This window comes from Bacteroides sp. AM44-19 (assembly GCF_003603395.1).
Lineage (GTDB): Bacteria > Bacteroidota > Bacteroidia > Bacteroidales > Bacteroidaceae > Bacteroides > Bacteroides uniformis.
In genome coordinates, this window is sequence record NZ_QTNB01000007.1 from 168,324 (window position 1) to 182,827 (window position 14,504).

Here is a 14,504-nt window from a genome sequence, read left to right on the forward strand (position 1 = left end):
AAGGAATTTAAGAGTGAGTAATAGCTAAATCCGGTACGCATCCACTGCCTTTTTCACCGAACCGTGCATCAACAGCAGCGCCTTGGCTTTGCCATAGTCCAGTCCGAGTTCCTCTACAATCATACGGGTACCACGGTCCACAAGCTTTTTGTTACTGAGCTGCATATTCACCATTTTGTTGCCTTTCACGCGTCCCAACTGTATCATGACGGAAGTAGTAATCATATTCAGTATCATTTTCTGTCCTGTTCCCGATTTCATGCGTGAGCTTCCCGTCACATATTCAGGCCCTACAATCATTTCGATGGCTACATCTGCCTCTGCTGCCATTGGAGAGTCCGGGTTGCTGGTGATACAGCCGGTCAGTATGCCGTGTTCGCGTGCCTCGTGCATGGCACCAATCACGTAGGGGGTGGTACCGGATGCAGCAATACCGATGACCGTATCCTTATCTGTAATATTGCGTTCCGTCAACTCTTCCCAACCGCGGTGAATGTCATCTTCGGCATTCTCTACCGGATTTCTCAATGCAGTGTCACCACCGGCAATCAAGCCGATAACCAGCGTGGGGGGCATACCGAAAGTCGGTGGAATTTCCGAAGCGTCGAGTACGCCCAGACGTCCACTGGTACCCGCACCCATGTAGAAGATGCGTCCGCCTTGTTTCATGCGGGGCACAATCTGGGTTACCAACTTTTCTATTTGAGGGATTGCCCTCTGTACGGCAAGCGCCACTTTCTGGTCTTCGGTATTGATGTCTTCCAGAATTTCACGGACTGATTTCTTTTCCAAGTCATTGTAGAGCGATGGTTGCTCTGAGATTTTTACGAACATAAGGCTATTTACTATTTGACGATTTACTATTTACTATTTACGATTTGTCACTTTCAGTTGTGATATTTGATGAGTCCTTCCATGGGGCTCTTGATGATTGCACCCAGTTGGATACCCATTTCTTTGGCAGCTTCTGCCAGAACTTCCTTGTAATAGAAGGCTACGGAACCGATGAAATGTACTTTTTGATGCTGATAGTCTTCATATTGCATGACATTGCGTTTAAGGAATGCCTTAAAGCTGTTCAGTACCAGAGCGCGTACACAAGGTTCACCCAGATTCTGTGCAAGAAATGGTGACAAGCTTGCCAGGAAACGGTTGGGGAAAGGTTTACGGTAGACACGGTCGATGATATCAGCAGGTGTCAGGTCGAATTGTTTGAGGAATTTCTCTTTCAGCTCGGGTGTCATCTGATTTTTCAAGATATCGCCTACCAACAGTTTGCCCAAGCAGGCTCCGCTGCCTTCGTCTCCCAAGATGAATCCCAGAGGAGATACATTGGTGACAATGCTTTTTCCGTCATAATAACATGAGTTGGAGCCGGTCCCCATGATGCAGGCAATGCCTGAGTCATGTCCGCAGAGGCCACGTGCGGCAGCCAGCATATCGGTATTGACTTCCACTTCATTTTTCACACTGAGGTGTTTGGTTATGGCACGGTGCACCATACTTATCTTGTCGGGAAATCCGCATCCTGCACCATAAAAGTATACGGCATCCAGTTCACTTGTTTTCAGCTGAGGTAATAGCGCTGTTGCTATTTCATTACTGATCTCCTCTTCCGACTGAAAGAAAGGGTTCGTACCTTTCGTGAATATCTGTTGGAGAAGTACTCCATTCTCTACAACACACCAATCGGTTTTTGTAGAGCCACTGTCTGCTATTAGAATCATATAAAATAGTTTTTAAGGATTAAGGATTAGGGATGATGGATTAAGGATTAGGGTGTTGCATATAATAAAGGTGGTATCATTAAACATTAATCCTTCATCCTTCATCCTTATTCTCATATCTTGATATATATTTTTCGTTTGTACAACTGGTAGCCGATACACCAGTTAATGGCGATAAACAGCAGGGCAAAGGCAAGGGAACCGGCGGTTTCACCGAAAACGGGCATGAGGACTATATTGTATAAGAATCCGTGTATACTGATGCTGCCGTCTCCCCACGGGAAGCTGATGCTACCGAAAAGTATGCTAAGTACGCCGCCCAATACATACATGAACAGCGGATTCACACCGAATGCCTCGAAAAACATGCTCCACTTCTTATAGCCTTTCACATCAATAATCCAGATAAGCAATGCCAGAAAACTGGATGCCAGTCCGCAAGTGACGAATACGTAGGTAGGAGACCATATTTTCTTGTTGATGGGGCAACCGTAGCTTAGCAGGAAACCAGAGAAAGTAAGGATAACACCTACCAGAAACAGTGTGATAAGCTGCGAATTGAGAAATGAGGCACGGTCTTCCGACTTGTTGCCGTCCAGCATCAGCCGTCCTACACAGAATCCCAGCAACACGTGTGCAATGGCAGGGATAGTACTTAACAAACCTTCGGGATCTATGCCGTTATCCTTGTACATGTGTGCAGGGGTCAGGATGGCACGGTCTACCACGGAAAGAATGTTTGTTTCATTATAGGCGAAACCGTTGCCACACATCAACAGTATGAAGTAACCTATTAATAGGCTGGCAATCAGATAAGGTATATGTTTATGCTTCATGGTTAGTGCAATGATGGAGGCTGCTCCGTAGCAAAGGGCCAGCCGTTGCATGACACCCAGGATACGGATACGGTCGAATGTCCAGACGGAAGCCCATAGTTTTTCTCCAAAACTGAGGTCGTCCGGAGCTGAAGCCCAGTAATAGCAGAAACGCGAGAACCAGCCGATAGCCATGCCTATGAGGAAAATGACGATGGTGCGTTTCAGTATCTTCATGCCGGCGGCGTGGCTGAACTCGAAGTTGTATTTCTTCAGGGAAATGTATGTGGAAATTCCCATGATAAACATGAAGAAGGGAAAGACGAGGTCGGTGGGGGTCAGACCGTTCCACTCTGCATGCCGCAAGGGGGCATAGATATGTCCCCACGAACCGGGGTTGTTTACCATAATCATACCTGCGATGGTGACACCACGGAGAATGTCGAGTGCAAGGATGCGTTTACTTACTTTTGTACTGTTCATTGTAATATTTGTGTGTTAAGTTAATTATCAATCCTAATTATCAGCTGCCTTTGTACATTCGTCTACCAGATAGGCAATGGATACATAGGGGATACCTGAGTTTGTTGTCAATCCGATTTCACAAGTACGGCTGTTAGAGTAGCCTATATTCACTCCGGACGCTTCTATTTGCGGGCGGAGTTTGCGTAGGGCGTACGAGTTCAGCTCAGGATAGGTGAATCCCCGGTCTCCGGCAAAACCGCAGCAACCTACTTCTTCCGGCACGATGACTTTACTGGAGCAAAGGCGTGCAAGGGCTATAATGGTATCTGCCAGTCCCATTTTCCGCATGGAGCAGGTGATGTGGATTGCTACGGGGCGGTTAATAGGTGTGAAAATCAGCTTCTCACGTAAGAATGTATAGATGAATTCTGCAGGTTCATACAGTTTCATCTTCTTGATACATTCGCGCATGCGGTGCAGACAAGGGCTTTGGTCACAGAGGACGGGGTATTTGCCTTGTTCGCTGGCTTCCCAAAGTGCGGCCTCCAGTTCGGCTGTCTTGCGGTCGGCAATGTCCAGCATCCCTTTACTTTCCCAAATGGTGCCACAGCAAAGTTTGTCCATGTCTTTCGGGAAGATGATTTCGTAACCGGCTTTTTGCAACAAGGACACCATTTTATTTACCAATGGCTGCTCTACGGGAGACTTCTTTGCCAGACCCATAGTTTGGTTGATGCAGCTGGGGAAGTAAACGACTTTGTAGTTACGAGTTACAGAGCTACGAGCTACAAGTGCTGCGCTATTATGCTGCATAGTGCTTGTAGCTTGTAACTGATAACTTTTCGGCATAGCCGGCGTCCATAGAGGTATGCCTAATGCATTGTGCAAGCCTTTGGTAATATTGCTCATCGCCTTTGTCCCTAATAGTGAATGTCCGAAGTTGGCTAAGGACAATACGGGACGCAGTGTACTCTTGACACCGGCGAAATGATTGGCGACAAAGTCTCCGGCTTTGTATCCCAGACTGCCTTTGGGTAATGCTTCCTGGCGGATTATATGGGTAAGGTCGCCCGTATTGATACCCATCGGGCACGACATGGAGCAGAGGCCGTCTCCGGCACAAGTCTGGTTGCCGGGATAGCGGTATTGTTTTTCGAGCAGTGCAAGGCGTGTCGGGTCCTCGCCGCTTTGTTTCAGCCGGGATATTTCGCGCTGCAACACGATACGCTGGCGCGAGGAAAGGGTAAAGCCACAGGAGAGACAGTTGACTTCGCAGAAACCGCACTCGATGCATTTGTCAGCTACGAGTGACGTAGCTTGTCTCTTGTCACTCATCACTAATAAAGGCAGCGGCTTGAAGTTCTTGATATGGCATTGCGGGTCATCATTGAAAATGACACCGGGGTTTAGCAATCCTTGTGGGTCAAACAGCTCTTTGACGGCTTTCATGGCTTTGTAGGCGTCATCTCCCCATTCATGGCGGACAAAGGGAGCCATATTCCGGCCCGTACCATGCTCGGCTTTTAGGGAACCGTCATATTTATCTACTACCAAGGTCTTGATGTCATTCATCAAGTCTTCGTAGCGTTTCACTTCCGCTTGGGTACTGAAGGACTGGTTGATGATGAAGTGATAGTTTCCTTCGAGAGCATGGCCGTAGATGCAGGCGTCGTCATAGCCGTGACGGGCTATGAGCTGTTGCAGTTCTGCCGTCGCTTCTGGAAGGTCTTCAATGTGGAAGGCGATATCCTCGATGAGGCAAGTGGTTCCCGGTTGGCGCGTACCTCCCACAGAGGGGAAGATGCCGGAACGGATGCCCCAGTATTTGGAATATTCCTCCGGACGGTCGGTGAAGCGTACCGGAATATAGGAGGTGAAGGCTTGCAGGCAAGCTTCGATGGCGGATATGTTCTGTTGCAGTTCTTCCGGGGTACGGGCTTGGGTTTCGGTCAGCACTGCTGTCAACCCGGTTTCGTCGCCGGGCTCCACGCCGGGGAGGGCAGAGGAGGCAACTTCGCCTTTGTATTTTAGGAATACGGGGTCGTTGACGGAGGAAAGACTCTTATAGTCTAGCATTTCAGCCCCTTTTACTGTCCATTCGCCGGTTTCGTCGACCAGCTTCTTCATGGCTACCACAGCGCGGCTCGCTTCTTTGATGGTCTTGAAGTAGAGCATAGCGCTGGCCTTGTAGGGATAATCATATTCAGTCTTCATCGTCACTTCCGAAAGGAACGCCAGTGTACCTTCGGAACCTACCATGAGGTGGGCAATGATTTCGAATGGGTCGTCGAAACGGACGAAGGGCAGCAGATTGAGCCCGGTTACATTTTTGATGGAATATTTGTAACGGATGCGTTCGGCCAGTTTTTCGTTGGTACGTATTTCATCGCGCAGTTCGCAGATGCGGCGAATGAAGTCACGGTGAGTCACTTCGAAGGAGGCGCGGCTGACGGGATTTCCGGTATCCAGCAGGGTACCGTCCATTAGGATAATACGGGCGGAAACAAGCACCTTGTCGCTATTGGCGTGCGTACCGCAGTTCATGCCGGAAGCATTGTTCATGACAATACCGCCTACCATGGCGCTTTTCACCGAGGCGGGATCCGGTGCAAACTTACGGCCGTAGGGAGCCAACAGTTCGTTCACACGTTGTCCGATGATGCCCGGTTGGAGGGTTATCTGTTCGTGGCCGGCGGATATGCTGTATTTTTCCCAATTCTTGCCGGCTACGATGAGGATGGAGTCACTAATGGCTTGACCCGACAAACTGGTCCCTGCCGCTCGGAAGGTGACGGGCAGCCCGTGGCGGCTCGCCAGTTTCAACAGTTGTGAAACTTCATCTTCGTCTTTCGAACGGATTACAATCTGGGGAATCAGTCGGTAAAAACCGGCATCCGTACCCCAAGCCAGCCGGCGAAGTTCGTCGGTGTAAATCCTTTCCTGCGGAATGAATTGTTTTGCTTCCTGCAGGAAAGCCATGTAACTATGCTCTTTCATGTTCACTTTTTTTATATTGCATCACTTCGCTTCAAAGTGCTCTGTAAACGTGTCTTACGAGGGGGTACATTCAGTCGTATACTGAATATATTTAAGTATACGACTGAATGTGGTTCTGTATACGACTGAAATAGTCTCCGTATCAGGCTCTTTTCCCTTCCTTGTTTATCTGTAAATTTATTTATATAAATAATACTTTTTCGACAGCTTACGGAAGTCTTCGGCATCTTTATACCAGTAGTCGCGTATGTCCTCCCAACGGTTCCGCTTCGCGAAGCGCTCGCGTATCTGCCGCGAACCGCTTACTTTGTCGAACATCGAGAAACGTCCCTTGTCGGCATGGTCAAACACGGCACGGTCAGGATAGAGGGCGGCGACTTCCTGCATGACCAGGAATTGCAGGTCGCTCAACGGTGCTTTGCCGAAATCCATGATGTGCACTTGCACACCTTGCAGCAACTCGCCTTTGCCTACACTATAGAACGGCTTTAGGTACATCGGTCTGAAGATGACCCCCGGTACGTTCAGACGGTTCAGGTTTCCGGCCAGCTTTTCCGCTTCCATCCATGGTGCGGCAAACATCTGGAACGGAATGGTATACCCCACGCCGATAGACATATATCCTAGTTCGCCCAGAATGCCGCTGACGGGGTAGAAGAATGCAGAATGAGGATGTGGAATGTGTGGAGAGGAGGGAACCCATTGCAGTCCGGTTTGGGTATAATCCATCTTGCGTTTCCAGCCTTTCATCTTCACTATGTGGAGATTACATTGTTCCCCATCCTTCAACATCTTCTCGCCATTGAGCATCAGTGCCAGCTCACCGCAAGTGAGGGCGTAAAGGTACGGAATTTTAAACTGGCTTACAAAAGAAATGCAATCATCTTCAACCAAGTTGCCTTCAATCTTCAATCCGCCTACGGGATTGGGCCGGTCCAGCACAATGAATTCCTTGCCGTTTTCGGCAGCGGCTTCCATGGCCAGTCCCATGGTGCTGATGTAGGTAAAGGAACGGCAACCGATGTCTTGGATATCATACACTAATACATCCACATCTTTCAGCATGTCCGGCGTGGCCTTGCGGGTCTTTCCGTAAAGCGAATAGACGGGCAGTCCGGTAGTCGCGTCTTTGATGTCCGTCACATGGTCGCCTGCGTGCACATCGCCGCGCACGCCGTGTTCGGGGCCGTAGAGTGCCACAAGGTTCACGTTGGGCGCCTCGTGCAGGATGTCAATGGTGGACCTCATCCGGTTGTCCACCCCCGTCGGGTTGGTAATCAATCCTACACGCTTACCTTCCAGGCATCGGAAATTCTGTTCTTTCAGTACCTCGATACCGGTCTTTATTCTGATCTTCTGTGCTTGCATCGCACCTCCGCAAAGGAGGCAGAGCAAGGATATAATAATAGTCCTCTTCATAACCAATCACTAAATATTACTCACAAAACATTAATCATTAACCATTAATCATTTTTTTCCATATTCCGGGTCTATCCTTCTGTCTGCAAAAATGGTGACAACAACCGTGGCGAAACAGCATATCATTACCAACCAGAAAAAGTCCGTATATCCGATAGCCTCCTGGATATATCCCGCAAACATACCTGGTATCATCATGCTTAGTGCCATGAATGCGGTACAGATGGCATAGTGGGATGTTTTGAATTCACCTTCGGAGAAGTACATCATGTAGAGCATGTAGGCCGTGAAACCGAAGCCGTAGCCGAATTGCTCGATGGCGATGGCGGTGGAGATGGCAAACAGATTGTCGGGCTGGGCAATGGCAAGATAGACAAACGTCAGGCATGGCAGAGTCATGCATCCTGCCATCCACCAGATGGATTTTTTCAAGCCAATGCGTGATGCGAACAATCCTCCGAGGATACCGCCCAGGGTGAGGAATATGACTCCGATGGTGCCGTATACGATACCTACTTCTGCTGTCGATAGTTCCAGACCTCCCGATTCTTTGGAGGCAACCAGGAAAGGCATACACATTTTGATGAGGAATGCTTCAGGCAGGCGGTACAGCAACATGAACACGATGGCCAGCAATGCGCCCGGTTTGGTGAAATAGGTGGCGAATGTTCGTCCGAATTCTCTGAATATGGCTCCTGCAGTGGCGGCATCGGCAGCCAGTGTTGACTTATCTGAGGTGGGTTTGGGGACTGCAAAGAGGTGATAGAACGTCACCAGGCTGAACAGAACGGCTGTAACCAGCATCGTGATGGTCCATGACAGCGGAATGTTTTCGGTTCTCAGTTCGATGGCGCCGGCAATGGCTACGAGCACGCCTTGTCCGAAGATAGAGGCGAGCCGGTAAAACGTGCTTCGGATGCCAACGAAGGCTGCCTGGTCACTCTGTTTCAGTGCCAGCATGTAGAAGCCGTCGGCGGCAATGTCGTGTGTGGCAGAGGCAAAAGCCGTGATGATGAACAGCATCAGCGTGATGCTGAACATGCTGATGGGGGTTGTTCCGGCTGCCATAGTCGCCTCGTCCGGCCGTGGAATGGACAGCGTCAGCAGGATGAATGCCACGGACATCAGAATCTGCATGGAAAGAGTCCACCATCTTTTGGTCTTGATGATGTCGACAAACGGACTCCAGAAGGGTTTGATAGTCCAGGGCAGATAAAGCAGGCTTGTGAACAAGGCCATTTCTCCGTTCGGTACGCCCATCTTGGTAAACATCATCACGGAGATGTTGTTTACGATGAAATACGGAATGCCTTGTGCAAAGTACAAGGTGGGTACCCATGCCCATGGCGATATGTTTTTTGTATGGTTCATGATATTGATTTATTGTGTTTTATCCGATTATTCATATAGCTTTTCAATGCTGGCACCTATATAATAGTGCAGCAGTATTGCATCATACTTATACCCTTGCTCGCCCATCACGGCTGCACCTATCTGGCAAAGCCCCACACCATGCCCCCAACCGGCGCCGGTGAGGATGAAGCGTCCGGGAATGCCTTCGGCGGACAACTCCTCTTTGTCTACCACAAAGGCGGAGCTATAGAGGTGTGAAGTGGAGAGCGTACGGCGGATTTCCAGTTCCTTGCCGATGGTGAGTGTGCGTTTGGTTCCCACAATCTTCAGTTTCCAGAGGCGTCCGCTGGTTCCGCGGGCTATGGGGATAAGGTCGATGATTTGTCCGTAGTCAATGCCTGAACGTTTCAGAATGAGGGCTGAAAGTTCTTCCTGAGTATATTCCACTTTCCAGCGATAGAAGTCCGTAGTCTCCTGGTCATAGTTATTGAGTACCTGCGAGAGGATTTTCTTGTCGGTGGTGTTGCAGAATGCTTCGGGGGAGGTACGAATCCAGCGGTCCGCTTCGACTTCCTGCGTCAAATCGGGTAGTGTGGCGTGCGTTTTGCTGTCTCGTTGTTGGGCAAGATAGGGGTATTTGATGTCTTCCCAGCAGTATTGGAATTCCTCGAAAGCACCGCCGCAGCATTTGGAGAAACGGGCGTCGCAAATCTTACCATCAGATGTCAGTACTTGGCCGCGGGTAGCGGAGATGGCTTGTTTCACAATATCGGTAGAGGCACGTGTAATGCCCTGGTAGCGCTGACAATGGTCGTCGGCGCATACATCGAAACGTGTGTGGTCTTCTCGGTCGTACCAGCGAATCAGCTCTTCGTCGGTCTGCGTAAAGGCCGAGTAGTTAGCTTGGGCTTCGGTGATTTCCTTATTCTTTTGTATTTGTGCCAGTAGCCAGCTTCGGGAGATGACAGCGTGTGCCTTGAGCAGCTCCAGAGAAGCGGTGGCACTCATCTCGGAGGAGATGACGCTGGTCAGATAATCTTCTACATGGATGACGTTGATGCCGGTGAGCTTTCCATTCTCAACGATGATTTTGAGAGCACCCAGAAAACGCTGGTCTTCCTTGCGCTCCCAATGGAAATTGATGCCGATGGTAACGTCCAATAGTTCGAAGGCATCGGTCTGCTCGTGTTGCGGTTCAAACAGCAGTTCGTCATACCGGCGTCCATTCCAGAGAATCTTGCCTTCGTCGTAGGTCACTACCTGCTTTCCGCTGACTTCCGTTCCGTCCATGCGATACGGATTCAGCAAAACGAATTCTATCTGCGGTTCAAACAGAATGCCTACTTGTACTTTGGGCTCTTTCATAATGGTATTTCTTTAAAATTAGAGTTCTTGGATTTCAGAAGTCATATTTTTTCCCTGATACGCTGCCGTACCTTGTGGAAATCTGTGGCAGAGAGGCATACTTCACTTAATATCTGCGCCACGTCTTCCGCAGTGATTTTCAAGAAATCCTTTTCTACGGGGGTGATAAAGACACCTCCCAAGTCGACGGATGCCGGGCTGCTCAACAGATTGGCTTCTCCTTCGGCAGTATAGCAGGCGGGGCGGTGTTTCTCGCGCGGGAAGACAAAGACCACCCAACGGTCGGCCTCGTATAGGACCAGTACGTTCATCATCGGCTCGTCTTCTTCGGGTTTCACGTCCAGAGAACGGTAAATGATGTCGAACAAGTCTGCCGCGTCCTCTTTGGAGGTGGATTCAATCACAAGTGTGGCACGGGGAGCGTCGTCAAGATACCACAGTGCTGCTTTCCTATAATCGGCTATTTTCCCGGCAGTCTGTCCGCGCCAGTCCTTCTCGATGGGCATGAATCCCTTGTTTCCTGCCTGGAAATGGGCATGGTCGGGGGCAGAGGCACCACACTTGGGACCGTTGTAGAAGATGGTATATTCCGTCAGCGCCCCGGCCAGCTCCAGCATGTCGGTGAAGCGGGAAGCGATGCGTTGGGGCGTATGCGCCAGTTCCGGTATTGTCAGGTGGCGGGGGAAGATGGGGAACGGATTCACCAGGATGTTGTAATGTCCGCTGAACGGGATGCCTTTCTGTACCGGCGGCAGGTTTGCCGGGCACAGAAAACATTTCCGTTCCTGGATGGACTTGGCATCCACCCTGGCACCGGAGGAAACGATGCGTGCCGGGTTGAACTGCACCTTATAGGGTATGCCGTTTACGTTCAGCTCTTTCACCCGCACGCCGGAGAGGGCGGCATAGTTGTTGCGTGCCGTCTCCCAGGATGCCAGTTGTTCGGTTAGAAGATTGTGTATCGTTTGATTCATGAGGTTGTCTGTTATTTGATGATTTACGGTGTACAATCACTTTTTCCTGTTCATCGCTATGCGTGCCTGGAGTTCCCAAGTACGGATGCGGTCTTTGTAAAGGTTGTGTCCGTTCATCTTCACGATGTCCAGTGAGGCGTCGGAATTGTCGTCCCAACGGCGGCAGAGGTAGACCACGTCGTACACACGTCCTATCTGGTATTGGCGGGAGAAGTTCAGTCCCAGTGCATAGTCTTCGCCATAGCTGGTATTGGGTACTTTCACTTCGCGCAGCACCGGGGTATAGAAGGCGCGCGGGGCACCCAGACCGTTGATGCGGAGGGCGTTGTTGCGTCCGTTTGCCGGAGTCCATTCCTTGTGGTCGATGATGCCCGGAGCAATCATGTTCATGTTGAAGTCCGTCATCATATAGGTGCCTACTACCATGGCGCAGTTCTGCTCGTAGAAGGCGCGGACCATGATGGCGAGTGTATTTTCGTCTTTGTATACGTCATCGCTGTCCAGCTGCACGGCAAACTTGCCGCACTTGGGGTGGTGTACCCCCATATTCCAGCAGCCGCCGATGCCGAGGTCGGTACGTTCGGGGATGATATGGATGACGCGTTCGTCATCCTTGAATTCATCGATGGCCTCCGTAGTGCCGTCTGTGGAATGGTTGTCGATGATGATAAGATTATATTTAAAGTCTGTCTTCTGCATCAATACAGATTTGATGGCGTCACGGATGGTACGGATACGGTTGCGTACCGGAATAATGACGGAGGCCTCATATTCGAAGTTACCGGCAGAGAACTCAATCTTCTTGAACTCCGGTGCCAGATACCCCCCGATTTCTTTCAGATGTTCGGTACATGCCTGCTCCATCTCAATCTGGCGGTCACGGTTTTTGGGGTCTACATAGTCGAAAATCTTTTCGCCGCTCTTGCGGGTATCGTTTTCCACCTCGCTGTATAAGTATTCGTTGATATGTACCAAGTCTGAATGTTGGCTCAATTTCAGGCGCAGATCATAAAGTCCGGCGAAGTTGTAGTCAGACTTCATGTGCCCGGCGGCTTCCTTTAGTTTTTCGGTGTTGAAAAGGAGCAGGGAGCCAAAGTTGAAGTCATCCCTCAAGGAACCGAATTGGTAGTCGATTACCGGAGCGTTGCTCTGCTTGCCGTCTGCTATTTGGTAGTGGTCGGCATATACCATACCGGCGCTTGAATCTTCAAGGATGTGTATCATACGTTCCAGTGCAAACATACCCATTTCGAGCGTAGTCTCTTTGGTATAAAGCAATGTGTATTCTCCTTTGGCTGCATTAGCAATAGCTTTGAGGGTTGCACTGCTGTAGGGCATGTCAACAAACAATATTTCGCAGCCCGGGAGCGATTCCAGAGTGGTATCGGTCGTGATTAACCGGATTTCTTCTATAAGTCCTGTCGCCTGTAGGCTGTTCACTGTTTTTTCTACTTGTTCTTTTCCTGCGTAGGGAAGAAAGCAACTGATTTTATTCATGATATATCTTTTAATTTTTAATTCTCAATTTTTAATTCTCAGAAGTCCCACTTCTCCACTGGTTGCCGTGAACAGCACTTCGTGGCCGTTCAACGGAACTACGGTACTGATAAGTGAATTTCCTATTTTATGTTTCCACAGTACTTTGCCTGTTTTTCCTTCCAGTGCGAAGATAAGTCCTTCTTTGGTACTGCCAAACATTACCCCCTCTTTTTCCACTTGCATGGAGGGGGCATGCTCATAACCGAAACCTACATTGGTTGCCCACAACTCCCGCGGAGTATCTCCTTGAGCTGCATAGCAAACAATGCTGTCGTTCATCGTTTTGCTATAGATACGTTCACCGTCTTCGGAAAGTCCGATGGTCTCGCGCACCATGGACTGGAAGGTGCGCCACACGGTATTGCCCGTATGGATGTCTATGGCGGTCATGGCGCGTTGCGGGTCGGTAATGAATACTTTGCCGTCGGTGGCTACCGGCCATACGGCGGCTGGAGAGAAGTGCATACGGGTCAGTCCGCCCGTCCATTTCCATAGTTCATGCCCGTTTGCCTTGCTCAGGGCATACAGTGTATTGTCCCATGCGCCGAAGATAACTTTGTCTTCCGTCACCAACGGCTTGGTCTCGATGTAGCCCTTCACGCTGGTGTAGGCCCAGATTACTTTTCCCGTATGGATGTCTATGGCACGGAAAGTGGCGTCACTGGCACCGATGTATGCTCTGCCGTCTGCGATGGTCACGGCTCCGAGCACCGGTTCGGCGGCTTCTACCGTCCAGAGCAGGCTGCCGTCTTTGGCGTTCAATCCGTAGATGCGACGGTCAGCAGACCCGAATACAACGATGCCCTCGCTTACGGCCGGAGTACCGACAATGCGCTTGCCGGATTCAAAGCTCCATAGCTTTTTACCGTTTTTCAGGGCGTAGGCTGTCAGCTGTCCCATATCGTCTCCTACGAACACTTTATCTTTTTCTACGGCGGGAGAGCAGTAAATGCCTGCGCCCGTCTGCACCATCCATTGCTCCTTTACTTGCGGATACTCCTTGTTGACCGAGAAGTCAGGATATTTCTCTGCCTTTCCGTTGCGGTCGTAATACTGTCCGGTCAGCGAGAATGCTGTCCACTGCTTCTTGGGCTCGCCGATACGTTGCGTGTATACCCGGATGGAATCCCCGGTTACTTCATAGATGCCGTAACCCGGTTTCCCTTCTTTGTCGCACAGGTTGCTGCGCATCAGTACGCCCGGAATGCCGTCGTAACGTAAATCCCGGTTGCTGTGGTAGTGTCCGCCGATAAACAAGCGCACGTTGTAGGGGCGGACGGCATCCGTCACCTCATACCAATTGTCCACATCACCTTCCATTAGCGGGTAGTGGGTGACAAGTATCACCGGTTTGTCTTTGCCGTTTTTCTCCATTTCCTCCGTCATCCAACGGATGTCTTGCGGCACTACATGCCCATAGGCCATACGCATCAGCGGACCGGAGTTGAAGCCGAGGAAAAGGAATCCCTTATGCTCGAACTCGAAGCGTTCGCCGCCAAAGATTTCTCCGAAAGCGGTGCAGCCGGAATCGCTCCATTTCGTTTCATGGTTGCCTAGGACTACGTGGTAGGGGACCTTCAGCAAGTCAAGGCACGATTTCACTTTTTCCATGGTAGTACGGTCGCCTTCTTCGGTCAGGTCGCCCGTCACCAGGACAAAGTCGATACTGTCGGTGGCATTAATCTGTGCCACGGAACGCAGCAGGTCCTCTGTGGGATTCGGATTGTTCGGGGTCAGATGAATGTCCGTCAGTTGGGCAAAACGGAATGTCCCTTGCTGTGCCTGCATCCCCAGGGGGAGCAGGTAAGCCATCAGGACGATTATTAACAGTCTTCTGTTCATAGATGATG

At 50.2% G+C, this 14,504-nt stretch carries 10 protein-coding genes; all 10 read right to left on the reverse strand.

Features of this window, described 5'->3' with window-relative positions:
• Positions 1 to 24: 24 nt before the first annotated feature.
• The 10 genes from murQ to DW947_RS12730 all read right to left on the reverse strand — a co-directional run bounded on the left by murQ (position 25) and on the right by DW947_RS12730 (position 14,496).
• Positions 25 to 834 carry an N-acetylmuramic acid 6-phosphate etherase gene (gene murQ, locus DW947_RS12685; RefSeq protein WP_005824981.1) on the reverse strand — a complete coding sequence of 270 codons (810 nt, stop codon included), beginning with the start codon at positions 832 to 834 and terminating at the stop codon, positions 25 to 27.
• A gap of 53 nt (positions 835 to 887) precedes the next feature.
• A complete protein-coding gene (locus tag DW947_RS12690; protein WP_005824980.1) occupies positions 888 to 1,727 on the reverse strand; it encodes a BadF/BadG/BcrA/BcrD ATPase family protein in 840 nt (279 codons plus the stop codon).
• Between the two features lie 113 nt (positions 1,728 to 1,840).
• Positions 1,841 to 3,025 carry an acyltransferase family protein gene (locus DW947_RS12695; RefSeq protein WP_057281383.1) on the reverse strand — a complete coding sequence of 395 codons (1,185 nt, stop codon included), beginning with the start codon at positions 3,023 to 3,025 and terminating at the stop codon, positions 1,841 to 1,843.
• A 33-nt stretch (positions 3,026 to 3,058) separates the two neighbouring features.
• Positions 3,059 to 6,004 (reverse strand): FAD-binding and (Fe-S)-binding domain-containing protein, encoded by a 2,946-nt coding sequence (locus tag DW947_RS12700; protein ID WP_117963511.1) that lies wholly within the window; start codon positions 6,002 to 6,004, stop codon positions 3,059 to 3,061.
• A 177-nt stretch (positions 6,005 to 6,181) separates the two neighbouring features.
• Complete coding sequence (locus DW947_RS12705; protein ID WP_117963512.1) at positions 6,182 to 7,423, reverse strand: exo-beta-N-acetylmuramidase NamZ domain-containing protein; 1,242 nt, start codon at positions 7,421 to 7,423, stop codon at positions 6,182 to 6,184.
• Positions 7,424 to 7,471: 48 nt separating this feature from the next.
• The gene (locus DW947_RS12710) at positions 7,472 to 8,794 is read right to left on the reverse strand and encodes an MFS transporter (RefSeq protein WP_005824972.1); all 1,323 of its coding nucleotides are present in this window, start codon (positions 8,792 to 8,794) and stop codon (positions 7,472 to 7,474) included.
• A 27-nt stretch (positions 8,795 to 8,821) separates the two neighbouring features.
• The gene (locus DW947_RS12715) at positions 8,822 to 10,141 is read right to left on the reverse strand and encodes a SpoIID/LytB domain-containing protein (RefSeq protein WP_057281381.1); all 1,320 of its coding nucleotides are present in this window, start codon (positions 10,139 to 10,141) and stop codon (positions 8,822 to 8,824) included.
• Positions 10,142 to 10,182: 41 nt separating this feature from the next.
• Positions 10,183 to 11,115 carry a DUF4922 domain-containing protein gene (locus DW947_RS12720; RefSeq protein ID WP_057281521.1) on the reverse strand — a complete coding sequence of 311 codons (933 nt, stop codon included), beginning with the start codon at positions 11,113 to 11,115 and terminating at the stop codon, positions 10,183 to 10,185.
• Positions 11,116 to 11,151: 36 nt separating this feature from the next.
• Positions 11,152 to 12,612, reverse strand: a complete 1,461-nt coding sequence (locus DW947_RS12725; protein ID WP_117963513.1) for a glycosyltransferase family 2 protein — start codon at positions 12,610 to 12,612, stop codon at positions 11,152 to 11,154.
• Between the two features lie 24 nt (positions 12,613 to 12,636).
• Complete coding sequence (locus DW947_RS12730) at positions 12,637 to 14,496, reverse strand: PQQ-binding-like beta-propeller repeat protein (RefSeq protein ID WP_117963514.1); 1,860 nt, start codon at positions 14,494 to 14,496, stop codon at positions 12,637 to 12,639.
• Between the last annotated feature and the right edge of the window lie 8 nt (positions 14,497 to 14,504).

What these genes read in the sequence shown, in the direction of transcription:
- DW947_RS12720 (WP_057281521.1), bottom strand. Translation starts at nt 11,115, where the DNA reads ATGAATCAAACGATACACAATCTTCTAACCGAACAACTGGCATCCTGG.
- DW947_RS12715 (WP_057281381.1), bottom strand. Translation starts at nt 10,141, where the DNA reads ATGAAAGAGCCCAAAGTACAAGTAGGCATTCTGTTTGAACCGCAGATA.
- DW947_RS12710 (WP_005824972.1), bottom strand. Translation starts at nt 8,794, where the DNA reads ATGAACCATACAAAAAACATATCGCCATGGGCATGGGTACCCACCTTG.
- DW947_RS12725 (WP_117963513.1), bottom strand. Translation starts at nt 12,612, where the DNA reads ATGAATAAAATCAGTTGCTTTCTTCCCTACGCAGGAAAAGAACAAGTA.
- DW947_RS12730 (WP_117963514.1), bottom strand. Translation starts at nt 14,496, where the DNA reads ATGAACAGAAGACTGTTAATAATCGTCCTGATGGCTTACCTGCTCCCC.
- DW947_RS12690 (WP_005824980.1), bottom strand. Translation starts at nt 1,727, where the DNA reads ATGATTCTAATAGCAGACAGTGGCTCTACAAAAACCGATTGGTGTGTT.
- DW947_RS12700 (WP_117963511.1), bottom strand. Translation starts at nt 6,004, where the DNA reads ATGAAAGAGCATAGTTACATGGCTTTCCTGCAGGAAGCAAAACAATTC.
- DW947_RS12705 (WP_117963512.1), bottom strand. Translation starts at nt 7,423, where the DNA reads ATGAAGAGGACTATTATTATATCCTTGCTCTGCCTCCTTTGCGGAGGT.
- DW947_RS12695 (WP_057281383.1), bottom strand. Translation starts at nt 3,025, where the DNA reads ATGAACAGTACAAAAGTAAGTAAACGCATCCTTGCACTCGACATTCTC.
- murQ (WP_005824981.1), bottom strand. Translation starts at nt 834, where the DNA reads ATGTTCGTAAAAATCTCAGAGCAACCATCGCTCTACAATGACTTGGAA.